Annotated in this window: 15 protein-coding genes; 3 read left to right on the top strand and 12 right to left on the bottom strand. The window is 34.7% G+C overall.

Going from position 1 to position 15,150, the window contains the following annotated elements; translation table 11 throughout:
• Positions 1-27: 27 nt before the first annotated feature.
• The 5 genes from MKX65_RS25280 to MKX65_RS25260 all read right to left on the bottom strand — a co-directional run bounded on the left by MKX65_RS25280 (position 28) and on the right by MKX65_RS25260 (position 3,112).
• Positions 28-657, bottom strand: coding sequence for a YdhK family protein (locus MKX65_RS25280; protein ID WP_340906659.1), 630 nt, complete (start codon positions 655-657; stop codon positions 28-30).
• A 100-nt stretch (positions 658-757) separates the two neighbouring features.
• On the bottom strand, positions 758-1,570 hold the full coding sequence (gene lgt, locus MKX65_RS25275) for a prolipoprotein diacylglyceryl transferase (protein ID WP_160549368.1): 813 nt from the start codon (positions 1,568-1,570) through the stop codon (positions 758-760).
• 335 nt (positions 1,571-1,905) lie between these two features.
• Positions 1,906-2,403 carry a Rieske 2Fe-2S domain-containing protein gene (locus tag MKX65_RS25270; RefSeq protein ID WP_160549367.1) on the bottom strand — a complete coding sequence of 166 codons (498 nt, stop codon included), beginning with the start codon at positions 2,401-2,403 and terminating at the stop codon, positions 1,906-1,908.
• A 99-nt stretch (positions 2,404-2,502) separates the two neighbouring features.
• Positions 2,503-2,703 (bottom strand): DUF2933 domain-containing protein, encoded by a 201-nt coding sequence (locus tag MKX65_RS25265; protein ID WP_160549366.1) that lies wholly within the window; start codon positions 2,701-2,703, stop codon positions 2,503-2,505.
• 37 nt (positions 2,704-2,740) lie between these two features.
• Entirely contained in the window at positions 2,741-3,112 is a 372-nt protein-coding gene (locus MKX65_RS25260; protein WP_340906657.1) for a hypothetical protein, read from the bottom strand.
• Positions 3,113-3,429: 317 nt separating this feature from the next.
• Between MKX65_RS25260 and MKX65_RS25255 the strand changes: the two genes are divergently transcribed.
• On the top strand, positions 3,430-4,929 hold the full coding sequence (locus MKX65_RS25255) for a transposase (RefSeq protein WP_340902990.1): 1,500 nt from the start codon (positions 3,430-3,432) through the stop codon (positions 4,927-4,929).
• 500 nt (positions 4,930-5,429) lie between these two features.
• Here MKX65_RS25255 and MKX65_RS25250 read toward each other — a convergent pair whose 3' ends face one another.
• From MKX65_RS25250 to MKX65_RS25235, 4 genes are all read right to left on the bottom strand, one after another.
• On the bottom strand, positions 5,430-5,681 hold the full coding sequence (locus tag MKX65_RS25250) for a hypothetical protein (protein WP_160549364.1): 252 nt from the start codon (positions 5,679-5,681) through the stop codon (positions 5,430-5,432).
• A 14-nt stretch (positions 5,682-5,695) separates the two neighbouring features.
• Positions 5,696-6,361 (bottom strand): response regulator transcription factor, encoded by a 666-nt coding sequence (locus MKX65_RS25245; protein ID WP_340906948.1) that lies wholly within the window; start codon positions 6,359-6,361, stop codon positions 5,696-5,698.
• Entirely contained in the window at positions 6,348-7,742 is a 1,395-nt protein-coding gene (locus MKX65_RS25240) for a sensor histidine kinase (protein WP_340906656.1), read from the bottom strand. Before MKX65_RS25240 ends, MKX65_RS25245 begins: the two co-directional genes overlap by 14 nt.
• A gap of 210 nt (positions 7,743-7,952) precedes the next feature.
• The gene (locus MKX65_RS25235) at positions 7,953-9,041 is read right to left on the bottom strand and encodes a YncE family protein (protein ID WP_445677970.1); all 1,089 of its coding nucleotides are present in this window, start codon (positions 9,039-9,041) and stop codon (positions 7,953-7,955) included.
• 181 nt (positions 9,042-9,222) lie between these two features.
• Between MKX65_RS25235 and MKX65_RS25230 the strand changes: the two genes are divergently transcribed.
• Together MKX65_RS25230 and MKX65_RS25225 are read left to right on the top strand one after the other, a co-directional pair.
• Complete coding sequence (locus MKX65_RS25230; protein ID WP_160549961.1) at positions 9,223-10,338, top strand: IS4 family transposase; 1,116 nt, start codon at positions 9,223-9,225, stop codon at positions 10,336-10,338.
• A 294-nt stretch (positions 10,339-10,632) separates the two neighbouring features.
• On the top strand, positions 10,633-11,874 hold the full coding sequence (locus MKX65_RS25225; RefSeq protein ID WP_340906654.1) for a hypothetical protein: 1,242 nt from the start codon (positions 10,633-10,635) through the stop codon (positions 11,872-11,874).
• 200 nt (positions 11,875-12,074) lie between these two features.
• On the opposite strand, the gene MKX65_RS25220 is transcribed toward MKX65_RS25225, so the two are convergent.
• The 3 genes from MKX65_RS25220 to MKX65_RS25210 all read right to left on the bottom strand — a co-directional run bounded on the left by MKX65_RS25220 (position 12,075) and on the right by MKX65_RS25210 (position 14,729).
• A complete protein-coding gene (locus tag MKX65_RS25220) occupies positions 12,075-12,599 on the bottom strand; it encodes a DUF2269 domain-containing protein (RefSeq protein WP_340906653.1) in 525 nt (174 codons plus the stop codon).
• Positions 12,583-12,819: a hypothetical protein gene (locus MKX65_RS25215; protein WP_160549362.1), complete on the bottom strand. Its 237-nt coding sequence runs from the start codon at positions 12,817-12,819 to the stop codon at positions 12,583-12,585. Before MKX65_RS25215 ends, MKX65_RS25220 begins: the two co-directional genes overlap by 17 nt.
• A 551-nt stretch (positions 12,820-13,370) precedes the next feature.
• Entirely contained in the window at positions 13,371-14,729 is a 1,359-nt protein-coding gene (locus MKX65_RS25210) for a 4Fe-4S binding protein (protein ID WP_340906652.1), read from the bottom strand.
• Positions 14,730-15,150 lie beyond the last annotated feature (421 nt).

Below are 15,150 nucleotides of genomic sequence, written 5' to 3'. Positions count from 1 at the left end.
AACAACTCCTCTTCTTCATATTAGACATTATTCAACTGGTGAAAGTTCGCTTTCAGTAACCCATTGGTGATTGGTTACTCTTTCACCACCAGTAGTAGGTGTAAAATCGATCATATAGACGGTTGTCTCTTCTGCTGAGTCAATTACAGCCTTAGCTCCATCCATGCCATCCATATGTTCTGCATTAATTGTTACTTCAGCGCCCGTTTCTAGAGGCTGTTCACCAGCATCAGGAATTTCTTCGTGAATAACCCACTTATGGTTTTCTGCTGGTTCTCCACCATTTGTTGGGGTATATGAAATGGCATATGCAACCGTATCATAAGCACCGACAATAGTTGCTTCAGCACCTTCCATACCTTCCATATGAGCATCTTTGATGATTGCTTTACTTCCGACTTTATATGTTGGATTTTCTGATACCTTTAACCCTTCAGGCACTTCTCCTGTACCAGAATGATCCATGTCCATGCTTTCTTCCGATCCAGAATCATCGTTTTCTTCAGTTTCTGAACCCATATCCATATTTGAGTGATCCATGTTTTCCATACCCTCATCCTGGTTGGAATCACTCTCCTCATTACCAGCACACGCAGCTAAGGTGATTACTGTAAGTAGAGAAACTAGCGCTAGCAATATTTTTTTACTTTTCAGCATAATATAAAATCCTCCCTTATTTAAACTACGAGCATAGTATATACAATAAATTTGCAAAAAATATGCAGATTCCTAATGTTTACAATTAATTTCCTTTTTTTTATATAGATTTAGCGGATTTGTTATTTGAAAAGCCTTTCCAACGTCTAATTCCTATAATAAATACTGCAATACCAATTAGGAGTAATGACAATACTTGTGCAATTCGTAATGAATCAGTCAACATTAGACTATCAGTCCGTAATCCCTCGATGAAAAACCTTCCAATAGAGTACCAAATAATGTAAGAAAAGAATAATTCACCACGATAAAGTGGGAACTTCCTTAGTATGATCAATAATGAGAAACCTAATAAACTCCATAAGGACTCATACAAAAACGTGGGGTGGTAATATGAACCTCCAATATACATCTGATTAATAATGAAGTCTGGGAGATTTAGATTTTCTAAAAAGCTTCTTGTAACTGCTGTTCCGTGAGCTTCTTGATTCATAAAATTTCCCCATCGACCAATTGCTTGCCCGAGAATAATACTTGGTGCTGCAATATCAGCAAGTTTCCAAAATGAAACATTCTTTTTCTTTGCGAATATAACAGCGGTTATTATTCCTCCAATTAAAGCCCCATGAATAGCAATTCCGCCCTGCCAAATCGCCATGATTTCACTTGGATTCTCTACATAGTAATCCCATTTAAATAACACGTAATATATTCTTGCACTTATAATGGCTATTGGAATTGCCCATAGTAATAAATCTGAAAATATATCCTTATTGAGTCCTGATTTTTCAGCTTCTTTCGTCGCAAGAAACCACCCTAAAAATATGCCAAATCCAATAATAATACCATACCAATAGATAGTTATTGGACCCAAATCTAAAGCTACTCTACTTAACGGTTGGATACTATCCATAAATTTCTCTCCCTAAGTTAGTTTTATATTTACTTTATTTATGATACAAAAAGAATATGGAGAAAGTATGCAAACATCAAAATTTAAGAATTTGTTATTGCTTTCGCCAAATAAAATGGTCATCGAAAAAATTCCGATAACCAATACATTGCTTTTTATAGAATCTTATTTTTTTCTTTTTAGTACAAAATTAATTAAGGAATATACTATATAATCCGATTGCACCTACTACTAAAACCCAAATGGCAAAGAATTTGAAGGGGGAAATTTTTTTTCTATTATTAGACTTTCCTTTACAACAACTCACTGTAGTCTCAACTCGCTTCTTTATTTGTTTACCTTACAGTTGGATTTAATATAGATATATACACATTTCCATTCTCCACATATGGACTAAACATTTCTAAGGGTCTTGGTGGTGGCCCACCTACATTTACTCCGTATTCATCGTACTGACCACCATGACAAGGACAATAATAACGAATGCCCTCTTTTTGCAATTTCTCATCAGCATCACCTACAACACAACCCAGATGGGTACAAATAGGAGACAAAATAAGTAAGTTATTATCTTCAAAAGTCTTGTTTATATAAACAAATCCCTCCATTTTTTGTTCGGTCCAGGCATCTTTTATATTTACTTTATAAGGCACCTTTTTGGGAAATATCCCTTTATTAAGTTCAGTTAGGGGACCTAGGTTAACCATAGAGTCTGTATCCAAAGATAATTCTTTATTACTACATGCGCTTAATCCAATAGGTACAATAGAGATTACAATTAAACCCGTAGTTCCTTTCAGCGATTTACTAATAAATTCTCTTCTGTTTAACAAAAATACTTCCCTCCCCAGTAACCGATATTGTATTTATATTATGAAGGTGGGTAGATTATAGAAACCGTGAATTAGTGTTAACAGATGTTTTAAATTATCTTAGGACTCTTTTTTTACTAATGAAGAAAGTAAGTCAATTTCTCTTTTCAATTCCTCATTTTCTTTCTCTAAATTTGTTAGCTTACTTGAAATATCGGAATTAAAATGAGTATCGTGCTTCTTATGATTACCATGTCCTTTCATACAAAAAATCATCATTAATGGACAAAGTAATATGAGTAAATAGGAAAGCCATTCCATACAGTTACACCTCTCTAAAAAAATTTAAAAATAAATATTATTGAAAATTATTACTATTTTCTGATCCACCTGTACCATGCATATCCTTATACATCTCCTCTAATTGTTGCTCTTCTAATTCGGGATGCATTTCTTTCATATGATCTTTCATCTGTCCGAAATTCATATTTTTGTCATTCATCATCTCTTGCATATCGCCATTCATCATCTCTTGCATGTTGCCATCCATCATTTCTTGCATGTCGCCATTCATCATACTATTCATGTTTTCAGTATTCATTTTTCCAGAATTCTTAACGGAATTATCCTGAGTTCCTACATTCTCTTTTGCTGAGGCGTAATACAGGCCAGTGCCACCTCCGACAATTAATGCAGCTGCTAAGGTTACTGTAATTAGAGTCTTTTTCATGATCTTTTCTCCTTTTTAATTAGATTTAGTAATTATTAAAGATGGACCAAAATTTTAAATCGATAGCTCCTCCTTACTAGTTAATAGACTCTCGGCATTCGCCGAGTTAGATGGTACAAGGATTTTCTTGTACCATTTTTATTTGATTCCTCCTACTTTTAGTAGGGGGATGTTTCACGTTTTATAAGAAGAATTGGAAATTCCTCAGTGAAATTTTGTTGATTTTTTTGTCGAAAATACTTGACTTTTTGAAAACACCACAATAATCGCCGGCGAAGGGATTTATTTCCTTATAAACCGTGAATTGGGGTGTTGAGGTGAAGCCAACTGTCGTTAGTCATGAAGATTACCAAAACTTCGTTTTAGAACAATTAAGAAAGCATTACTCTGGTAACGTCCTTACTATTGTAAATAATGATTGGCCCATTATTTACAAGTTATGGATCACTGACCTTTCTCAGATTACCTCGTGGCTTCGGAGCTCTTATTCGAATAAAGGTCCGGAGCCTCGTGATCCGTCTTCTATGATGCGCTCTTACCTTTTGCTTCTTTTGGCTAAACCAACTCTCAGTATTACTGAATGGGTTGATGAATTGTATCGAGTGCCTTTCTATGCCATCATGAGTGGCTTTGAACCGGGGAAAGTTCCTGGTATAGGGACTTTCTACGATTTTTTCCACCGTTTATGGGGAAGGGATAACGCTAATATAAAACCCAATATCAAACCGAAACGCCAAAAAAAGAAAAAGAAGAAACCCAAGAAAGGCGAAAAAGCGTCCCCATCAAGTCCAGGTATAGTTAGAAAGTTAATCGATCGTTTTTTTCGTTATGATGCTAAGAAAAAAGTGCTGCCAAGCGATCGATTATTTGAATTATTTCAATCTCAATTTCTCCATGTATCAGCGAACCTAGGCTTACTCGGAGACTTGGACGCTCTAGGGGTTGTCGGAGACGGTACCCCGATTGAAACGGCTAGATTTCCAAGAAGCAAGCGTACTTGTGAATGCAGTGCCCAAGGACTAACGAATTGTAACCATCCTCGTCATTATTCCCAACCTGACATCGACTCAGGGTGGGACAGTTCACGGGAACGCTACTTCAACGGATACCATCTCTACATGTTATCCACTAGCGACAGTCGATACGACCTACCCTTGTATCCAAGACTTCAACCAGCTTCCCGGCATGATTCTGTCAGTCTTGTTGCCAGTTCTATTGAATTTTCGCAACGCACTACCTTGGGCACAATTGGTAAGATTCTCTTGGATGCTGCTCATGATGCGGAACCTATTTATGAATTGCTAGATCATTATAATATCGAGCCTTTCATTGATCTGAATGTTCGAACCAAGAAAAATTTCAGCACTGAAAGCGATATACAAATATCTCCCGAAGGGACACCAATTTGTTCTGCAGGGTTAAAAATGAAGCCCAATGGTTTTGATAAATCCAAAAACCGGCAGAAATGGAGATGTCCACTCGCATGCGGCACAAAAATTACTTGTGAGAATCCCTGTTCTAAAGCTAAATACGGTCGAACATTTCATACATTCCGGAAGGACAACCTTCGGTTGTTTACTAAGACTCCGAGAACGTCTGAAAAGTGGAAGCTAACTTATAAGCGTCGTACATCTGTAGAACGGTCGAACAAACGTGAAAAGGTTGATTATCATTTAGAATTAGGTCGTCATCGTTCCACGAAAATGTGGTACATTCGGACTTATGCCATTATGATGTGCCAACATATTGATGCTTGGTACGACGTTAAAAAAGAAAAGCTGAATCTCGAAAATGTCATTTTTAAAAAGTCTGCTTAATCATTTTTAAAAATTTTATAAGCAAGGCTTATTTGGTATGCATTTTTTTGAAAAAGGAAATGAAAAAAAGGAATTTTCATCGAATCGAAGCTAATTTCCAGTTATTTTTTTACAAATCCCATAAAAATGACTTAGTTATTCCGAGAGTCTATGTTATTGTTTTCTATGTTTTAACTATAAAAAACAATCATGGAGAAAGTATGGAGATAAGTGTAGGATAGAAAAAAATTTCAATAAAAAAGCGTGTCTCAACAGAGACATGCTTCAGCTAAAGAATACAGTTTTTTTATAATAATGAGCATACATAATAAGGGGTATGTCAAACAATACTTTACATTGAACCATCATTATTGAGGATTTTTCATATTTAAATAGAGAAAAAATTATTAGAAAAATAATGTAATTAATTAAAATAATTTCAGTTAAACAATTCCTTTACATTCCTTTTTTTGACCCAATCATAATCAAGAATAGAATATAACAGTAGTTTAAAGTGATAGTTATTGTTTTTCGTTCCCTTTTTCCTTCTTACTAATGAAAATCCAAATTAATAAACCAATTCCAATCATGATTAAACATACCCAAAAAGTCTGATTAAACCAATACTTCACATGATGAAACATCATCTCTTTACTCATCATCATACCCATTGATTCAGGAGGAAACCAAACCATCTTTAACACAAAGAAAAGAAAAGAAAAACCTAATACAATAAATATACTTAAGATAATTACCGGCCATTTTTTTTTCATATTCTTTTATCACCCTACTCCACTTTGTAGCCAATTCCCCAGACCGTTTTTATAATGGACTTTTCAAAACCGAGGGAACTAAGCTTTTCACGTAAATTTTTAATATGGGAATCCACCGTACGATCTTCTCCGGAAAATTCTAAGCCCCAAATCTTCTCTACAAGTTGCTCTCTAGATAAAACATTTCCTCGATGTTCAACAAGAACTTGTAACAAATCAAATTCTGTTTGTGTAAGATTCAGTTTTATTCCTTCATGAAAAATCTCTCTAGAAGTTAAATTAATGATAATGCCATTGTATTTAATAATTTCATCGTTTGATTGATTAAGATTAGTCCTTCTAAGAAGGGCCCCTACTCTTACAACTAATTCCGCTTCATCAAATGGTTTGACCAAGTAATCATCAGCTCCTGAAGAGAACCCGGTTACTTTGTCCTGGACTGTTCCTTTTGCTGTTAACATTAAAATAGGTATGTCAGAGATTTCTCTTATTACCTCTAGTGTTTTCCACCCATCCATTACAGGCATCATTACATCAAGAATCATTAAGTCAAAATCATTTCTTTTTACCTTTTCAAAGGCTTCTTGACCATTCTCAGCTTCATAAATATCATAGTTCTCCTGCTGCAAGTAAATACGAAGCAGTTGTCTCATGGTTTTTTCGTCATCAACTATTAGTATCTTTTTCATCGTTCTCTTCCTTTTCTAAATAAATGGTAAATACGGAGCCTTCGTTTTCTTTACTTTTAACCTGTATACTCCCATTGTGGGCATCAATGATCTGCTTAACAACATAAAGTCCTAATCCAGATCCCCCAGTTTTCCTTGTTCGCGATTGGTCAACTCGATAAAACCGTTCCCATATTTTAGGTAAGTCCTTTGAAGGGATTCCAATTCCCGTATCTGAAATTTGAAGAACAATAAAATCTCCTAATAAAGTAGATTTAATCGTGATAGTACCTTGAGAAGTATATTTAATGGCATTTTCAATTAAGTTATAAATTACTTGCTCCATCCTTTGGGGATCGATAGATATATCGGGTATTTCTTCATTCAAGCTTAAAATCAATCCAATCCCTTTCTCATTTGCAACAGGGTTTAGATTTTTTGTTGCTTTTTTGATTACTTGATTTATGTTAGTTAACTCTTTTTTTAACACAAACTGCCCTGTTTGAAGTTTGCTCATTTCAAACAAATCATTTATTAATATAGATAATCTATGGGCTTCTTTATTAATGATAGTTAGATACTCTTTTTGTTCTTCACGGTCTTTAATAATATCTTTATTTAAGATATCACTATATCCTTTTAAATAAGTAAGTGGGGTTCTAAGCTCATGGGAAACGGCAGCTAAAAAATCACTTCTACTTTCTTCAAAATACTGTAGCTGATCACCTAAATTTTGAATCGAAAACCCTAGTTGTGCTACTTCATCTTTTCCTTTTACCGGTATATTCTGCTTATACATTCCCATGGCCATTTTTGAAGTTGCTTCTTTCATATACAAAAGTGGACGTGTTAATCTTCTAGATAAGATGCCTATTAAACCAAATGCTAGTAGCAAAATTCCAATGGTAGCTACAATAAGTAGAAGATTCATAACAAAAACAATTTCTCTAAGAATCGATGCTGGATAGTACATATACACGTATCCTAAATGATCTCCAATAGGGGTTACCGAGATAAGATAACTATGCTGTTTCCAATCTTCCTCTAAAATGGTTCCATTACTAAGGCTTTTAGTAATAAGATGGTCAACCATCTCTTCATCTGGTTTTTTTGAAAAAGCGACAAATTGTTGTTTGTTGTCTGTTACAAGTACATCTGTCATTACACCTTTTTCCATTTCGACTACGTGATTTATTGCAGATTGATTAAAATCTTCTGCCAAGATACGGGCATGATTTTGTCCTTTGGCTAACAAATCCTGTTTTATATAATCTACAAACATATTTGTAAATACGCCATATAATATGAGCCCGAGAAGAAGTAATAATGTAATAAATACACCGCTAAATAATAGCCCGAGTTTGAATGAAATACTGTTTAGCTTTGAACTCAATTTTTCTTACTCCTTTAATTCGCACAAAAAATAGTACGTACTCGTATATTTGATTTTCTCTAATTACATCAGTCCTCACTTATATTATATCTTCCGTTTTCATAATTAAATAATAAGTGTTATAAATGAAGAAATTATGAAGTTTCTATGTTTCTAATAAAAAAGTTTAAGCCGTACTCTATTTTGAGTACGACTTAACTGTAATTTTCACTAATCCATGATACTTATTCCATTAGGAGTCTCTCCCACTTGAATTGTCCCAGTTACTGTATAGGTTTCAAGATCGATGATACTGACTGAATTCTCATACATGTTTGTTACATAGGCAAATTGATTATTGGGACTTACAACAACACCGTGAGACCCTTTGCCTGTTTCAATGGTTGTTATTACTTTCTTTTCTTTTATATCAATGACACTAAGAGTATTAGAAGGTTTTTCTGGTGTACCTTGATTAGCAACATAGGCAAATTGGTCTTTAGCGTCAATGTAGACTTGAGCTGGTCCAATGCCAACATCTACTTTTGAAATACTTTCTGATTCCACATCGATGATTGCTAGCTTGTTTTCTCCATTAAGTGTTGCAACTAACGTTTTTCCGTCAGAAGTAATATCAGTAGTAACTGGAGTTGCTCCTACTGTAATTCTTTTCTCTTCCTTCATTTTTTCAATATTTATTACACTTACCGTGTCTTCACCCATATTTGCTACATAAGCATATTTATTATCTTTAGATGTTCTAAATCCATGAGGTCCTTCACCGGTTGAAATTGTATTTATAACAGTATAGGTACTTAAGTCGATCACCGAAACGGTATTATCCTCATTATTTGTTACTAATCCATATCTTCCGTCATCTGTAAAAACAACGTGAGCTGGATGATTACCTACTTCTACCTTGTTTTGTATTTCGTCTGTTTGAGAATTATAGAAAAGAACCAATCCTGGCATTTCCATATCCCCATGGCCGCCTTCTGCGGTTGGAACCACAGTTACTGCAAATAGTTCGCCATTTGGAGATGTTTGAATGTTGTGGACAGCTCCATCTACTTCAATGGTTGAAACCACTTCATTATCAGCAACTCTAATCTTGTTTATGGATCCCCCTTCATTAGCAGTAAAGTAGAACTTTTCCTCTTTATTACTTTCCTTTATTCCTTTTGGTTGTTTAGTATTTTCCTCAATATCTGTTGTCGTATTACCCTTATTTCCAATGGTTGTGGTATTGGAAGTACAACCAGTTAGAAATATAGCAAAAATGATAAGTAAAAATGGGATACTAAGTAAACTTCTCTTCATCATTTATGGCCTCCTTAAGTTATGATAGTCTTATATTAATTCACTAGTGTTGCGTTAATTTAATTTGACTATTGGAAATACTTAAAATGTTCAATTTTATTATTTTGTGCAAAGAAAAAGTCCTTTATAATGGATAAGTCAGGTGGTAACCCGTCCAAATCCACTATAAAAGGACATACGCATGGACAAGATTACACGAAAAAATTCATTTGGACAATGGTTTTCACCAATAAACCTTCAATTATTTGAAGAACAGGTGAAAACGATGAAATTAGATTACTATACGAAAAAACTAACGACTGAGTCATTCCTTAAATTACTACTTTTTGCGCAACTACAAGAAATCGAAAGTCTGCATGCACTAAGCGATAGTCTATTCGATGACCAGCTTCAAAAAGGAATCGACCTTGATTCTATCAGTATTTCTCAGCTGTCACGCCGATTGAATGGGATGAATCCAGATATATTCCAAAGGCTTTTCCTTGATTTAGTATCACAAATTCATACCAAAACGTACTATACGAAACTTGTGATGCCGTTAAAAATTATTGATTCAAGCACGCTGCCACTCAATTTAACCAATCATAAATGGGCAAAATTTCGCAAAACAAAGGCGGGAGTAAAGTTGCATCTCCGTCTTGTGTTTATGGAAAAAGGTACTTCCTATCCTGAAAAAGCCGTTATGACAACTGCAAAAGAACATGACCGTGGTCAGCTTGAAATCATGGTGGATGACAAGGAATGCATGTATGTGTTTGATCGTGGCTATCTAGACTACGAGCGCTTTGATCGCATGACTGATGATGGCTACTTTTTTCTTTCCAGACTACGTAAAAATGCAGTCATACGGGAAGTTTTCGATTTTAACCTACCAGAGAAAGCGACTGTTTTGTCAGACCAAATGGTATTGATTGGTACGACTCAAAACCGTGCTGAAAATTACTTTCGCCTTCTAAAAGTGATGGATTCAAAAGGAAATGAACTCCAGCTTATTACGAATCGTTTTGATTTGAGTGCCGAAGAAATTTCGGAGATGTACAAATCTCGCTGGGCAATTGAGCTATTTTTTAAGTGGATTAAACAACATCTCAGCATCAAAAAATTCTACGGTCAAAGCGAATGGGCAGTTCAAAATCAAGTGTTTATCGCACTGATTGTTTTTTGCCTACATGTTCTCGTACAAATCGAAACAAAAAGTAAGCGAAAAACCTTACAAATTAGCCGTTATTTAAGGGCTGCATTGTGGAAACCAGCGAATATCTGGCTTCGAAAGATTGAAGGAAAAGCCATCCCTTAAATAAACAAATTGTCGTTGTCGCACAGGTCTAATTGTAAATAAAATCCAAATGGATGGAGCCACCTTTAATAGGGTATTTACCTTTTTGGCTCTAATCAAGAAAGATGATTAAACTGAAAATTATGACATTATTTATACAACACTAGTGATATTAATTAGAATTATTTTTTTGAAATGTGATTCACATCACATTTCGATTTTTTTAAAAGGGAATCTAACAATTTATTGAAAATCGATAGTTTCTGCAAAATTATCCTTTAAAATAAAGTGTTCATTCTTTGTGGAGGTAGAGTAATGATGGGAAAATCAATGGAGAACGTGCTAAAGGAATATCGTGAGGACGAAGAATCGGTTTTTAATAACTGGTTTATGAATAACACTGAACGCTTAAAAGCTTTTAGAACTATTCGCAGCGGTTTAAAAATGGTAATTCGTGAGATTGAGACAAATGAGTTCGGAAATGATTTTAAAGAGTCATCTCTTGAAACCGTTGTTACCGCCATTTCGGAACAAAAGGAAATTTTTGAAGGAGCTGCTCATGCTTTTTATTGGAAACCAAAGCTAAGAATTCCCGATATCTATGAAAATGAGGCAAATAAGAAAGCTTTCGCTCGTTTTTTAAAGATGTGTCTTCAGACAAGTAATGAAAAACAACTTCTAGAGCAAATCTTTCTTTTAGACTCCCAAAAAATTAAAGGTCTTGGACCAGCAGTTGCTAACATACTTTATTTTATTCACCCTACCATTTTCCCTCCTTTTAATACTGCTATTATTAAAGGTGCAAATTTGTTATTTAATCAACGCTTAAAACTTGGTTCTTGGGGTGAATATTTAAAAATGAGAGATTTAATTCTCGATTTTAACCAAGAACATAGCAAGCTTTTATCAAAAGATTTAGGCGCAGCTGGTGGCCTTTTATATGAAATTGGAAACGGCCGAATTATTACTAGCGAAAATTATGAAATTGCTTTAGAAAAGATTGAGAAGGATAAAAGAAAAAGACACAACTCTATTCAAAATGAATTACTTGAAGAGAATACCCATACAGAGATGCAATATCATCTAGCAACGTTAGGAAAAGCCTTTGGGTATAATGTTTGGATTGCTCAAAATGACCATAAAAGGACCTGGGATAATTCAGCGCTTGGGGAATTTTCATTAACGGGTCTTAAGCTTCCTCATGTTCCATCCAGTGTAAAGGATACGATTCGATTGATTGACGTACTTTGGCTGAATAAAGAAGGAGATATTATCTCTGCGTTTGAAGTGGAGAAAAGTACATCGATCTATTCCGGCATCTTAAGATTAAATGATCTTTCAAAGTCTTTATTACATAATGACTGTAATTTTTTCTTAGTAGCCCCTGATAAAAGAGAAAAAGAAATCAAAGCACAGTTGCTTCGCCCCTCCTTTCACAATGATCATACATGTTCACTTTCTTACATATTATTTTCGGATTTAAGAAGTAATTGTGAAGCCATGTGCAAATTTGGTTCGGACGTTAATACGTTGTCAAAGATTTGCAAGACGCTTTAGATAGTTTGTTAGCCTAATAGCAAGGTTGATCCATATTATAATAAATCTGAGAAGAAAAAAGGATGGTTAACATTTGAAGACTAACTCAAATGCTAACCATCCTTTTATTCTTTCATTAAATAAAATGTTATTTAATAAAAAAGTTATCTTCCCTAGTTATATTCATTGAATTTATACCGACTTGTCTATACTAGTCCCCGTCACTGACTAGAACCCTTTCGACTTTTCTGTTGTTTTTGCCAACCGTATCGAGTCATACCCTTTGGCTTGTAAACCGAAAGAATCATAATTATTAATAGAATTACTAGAGCACCAACAGCGTGGCTAATACCTGCTCCCATTTCGCGCAGTTCATTTATCGAGGTCGTTGAATCTGCAGCTATACTTACCATCCGGGTGAGTGATTGTGTAAATGCTAGTAAAATAATGATAGAAAAAACAGTTAATATTAATTTAAAAATTACCCAGTAGTGCCGAAATAATCCCCATGAGGTTCCGAGTGAGATAACAATCCCAGTAATTAGAGATGCAATCGCTAACGGGACTAGAACATAACTTGTAATTGGTTCCAAAGCAAGATAAGCAGCGCGTACCAACGAAATATCCTCACTTGTTTTAATAACAACCGCAAGAGAAAGATAGGCTAAAACGGCACCTAACCATCCGACTGAAACAGTGATATGCGCAGTGAGTGTGAACTTACGCAATCTAGATGACATGTTCATGTATCGGTCCCTCAATCAAGTCTTGTTTCATATTTATGATCTGATCACCCCTAACGGCTTGAGCAGTTGAGAAGTGGCGACCTGGTCCGTGGTTACCACCGATGCCGGTGAGTTTAAGAATAATGAACAGTACTATCAATGCTACGATGATAATACCTGATATTTTCACCCAACGTGGTGTGCTTGGTGGCTGATTTCCAGAGTTTGTTGGTTTACTCATCTTATTAACACTCCTATTATTTGGATTTTGCTTTTGATATTTTGATATTGCTCACAAGTTATTCTTGCTAGGCAAAAGTATAAACAAATATTAACTATTTGGTAATTAACAATTACAAAAGAATTACATCAATCAGATGAAACTAATCAGATAAAGGTTACCATTATTCTCTGAAATAATATAGAAATATCTATCAATTTCACTTTCGAAAATATCCCATTAATCCTCTAAAAATTTTTTTCGTTAGGAGTTTCTTTTTATTATTATTTAACCGTTTCTTTTTATATAGTATCAAACAAATAAATTATGTGTCAGCACAATAATTGGGCAATGTAAACTCTCACTTTAATTCGCTTTATCAATGTCTATACAATAATAGCAGCTTACTATTATTAATTTCGTCATCTAAACTTCTTTTGTCATTTCTTTTTATTATTAATAATTGAAAAACTTTAATACATAGAAAAACGTTCGGGGGATAATCCCGAACGTCAAATCAAATCAGTTTTAATTAATAGTGTTTTAATTAATTGTTATCTTACTTTTTCTACCTATACTCTATGGCTCATTGGTAGTGAGAATAAATAGATATTGATAATTCCCAAAATTAGCATTAGAGCATAATATGGGAGCATGGATTTAAATGTTGCCTTTTTCCCCATCTTATAAGCAGTGTAAGTAGATCCAATGAAACCTATACCTATAATTAAGTATTGTAAAAGTTGCACAGTAGATGTAGATGCTAAGCTCAGATCACCTGTAGTAACTTTACTACCAAATAAACTCAATGAATTAAACCAGATGGCTTTCCCCTCTGTGATAATATGAAACAAGTTATGACCTAAATGTCCAGCTAAATCTAAAGGAATAAATGCGTATCCAAAAAGAGTGAAGTTTTTCTTTACGGAGTTAGGCATTCCCAATACGGTTGCTAATTTAGCTGCTCCTAATAATAATAGGATAGGTAACGCCATTGAGAAAATGAATGCGATTGTAAAATTCACTTGGTAATTAGATGTTCCGGTAAAAGAACTAATGATTGATAAGATATCTTCCCAAATTTCTAACATTGTTATGTTTTGTACAAAGACAATACCCATTATAACTGCAGCTAATGATGCATGCTCAAGCTTTGGATTCTTAAGGCCCCACAACTCTTTTGTAGGAACTCTTAAAGATAATCTTATAGAATCATTCGGACAATTTTTCACACAATTTCCACAGATATTACATTCGGCACTAGAGTCCATGGTACGAGGAAACTGGAACATCGGACACCCTTCTGCTTTATCACTCCCCTTAAAACATGATTGGGTTTTACATGTTTTACAAATATCTGGTGTCCCTCGTAACTCTAGAGCACCTGATCTTGAATAGTTACCAGCTAACCCTCCAAGAAAACAAAGTGTTTTACAAAATGTTCGTCTCTCATAGAATACTGAAGTAGCCACAACCATAGTTACCAATAAAAGGAGAAGGTATCCTGATCCTCGAGGAGATTCAACTATCCCCCACACATGATCGCTGTACGTTATCGCAATAAAAAATAAATCAATTAACCATATACCATATTTCCTTAAAAATTTAGGCATAGGACGTTCGCTACCGACAAGCTTTCTTACAATATCACTAACTTTACCGAATGGACATATTGCACACCAGAACCTTCCCGTGGCAATAAACAAGATAGGTATTAATGGCCACCATAGAACCCATGTCATTGTTGTACCAAAATTTCCGTGGGGACTAACTGTTCCTGCAACTAATTCAAATACAATAACCGAAAATACTATTAAAACCATCCACTGAAAAATACCAGGATACCATTTACTTTTGATAAACTTCTTAATAATTGGTATAGATAATAAATTGAATGGAGTTTTGGGTGCAGATTTATTTGGCATAGACATGTTTGTTCCCTCTTCCTTTTATCAATTTATTCCATACACCAATAAGGATGAATGCAAGATTTATTAATCCAAAAACGGTTAATACGCGATAGTTTGGAGCACTTTCAGTTATCTCTTCAGTGCCGTGCCCACCCTCTTCACCATGCTCGCTTTCTTCTGAGTTGGGACTACTTTCATTTTCGGCTCCATGTTCACTGTTTTCTGTACTATGACTTTCCTCTGTTTCAATTCCTCCCTCTATAAATGTTGATTTAGCAACAGTTTAACCCGTTGCTGGGGTGTCAAAAAAATATTTTTCGACACGTTCCCTAACAATATTTTTATATTATGTGAATCTATTCCAATACATGGGTACGCTACGCGGTCACTACTGGGTAATAGTGGTAAGTAGTGTTAGGGAATTATTTGATGCACAATGGAT

Source organism: Robertmurraya sp. FSL R5-0851, assembly GCF_038002965.1.
Classification (GTDB): domain Bacteria; phylum Bacillota; class Bacilli; order Bacillales; family Cytobacillaceae; genus Robertmurraya_A; species Robertmurraya_A beringensis.
The sequence above is the reverse complement of the archived record's forward strand: the minus strand, read 5'-3'. Positions and strand labels throughout refer to the sequence as shown.

Bases quoted from the DNA above. Each gene is read 5' to 3' on its own strand.
- MKX65_RS25250 (WP_160549364.1), bottom strand. From the start codon at position 5,681: ATGAAAAAAAAATGGCCGGTAATTATCTTAAGTATATTTATTGTATTA.
- MKX65_RS25225 (WP_340906654.1), top strand. From the start codon at position 10,633: ATGATGGGAAAATCAATGGAGAACGTGCTAAAGGAATATCGTGAGGAC.
- MKX65_RS25220 (WP_340906653.1), bottom strand. From the start codon at position 12,599: ATGAACATGTCATCTAGATTGCGTAAGTTCACACTCACTGCGCATATC.
- MKX65_RS25230 (WP_160549961.1), top strand. From the start codon at position 9,223: ATGGACAAGATTACACGAAAAAATTCATTTGGACAATGGTTTTCACCA.
- MKX65_RS25215 (WP_160549362.1), bottom strand. From the start codon at position 12,819: ATGAGTAAACCAACAAACTCTGGAAATCAGCCACCAAGCACACCACGT.
- MKX65_RS25235 (WP_445677970.1), bottom strand. From the start codon at position 9,041: ATGAAGAGAAGTTTACTTAGTATCCCATTTTTACTTATCATTTTTGCT.
- lgt (WP_160549368.1), bottom strand. From the start codon at position 1,570: ATGGATAGTATCCAACCGTTAAGTAGAGTAGCTTTAGATTTGGGTCCA.
- MKX65_RS25260 (WP_340906657.1), bottom strand. From the start codon at position 3,112: ATGAAAAAGACTCTAATTACAGTAACCTTAGCAGCTGCATTAATTGTC.
- MKX65_RS25210 (WP_340906652.1), bottom strand. From the start codon at position 14,729: ATGTCTATGCCAAATAAATCTGCACCCAAAACTCCATTCAATTTATTA.
- MKX65_RS25280 (WP_340906659.1), bottom strand. From the start codon at position 657: ATGCTGAAAAGTAAAAAAATATTGCTAGCGCTAGTTTCTCTACTTACA.
- MKX65_RS25265 (WP_160549366.1), bottom strand. From the start codon at position 2,703: ATGGAATGGCTTTCCTATTTACTCATATTACTTTGTCCATTAATGATG.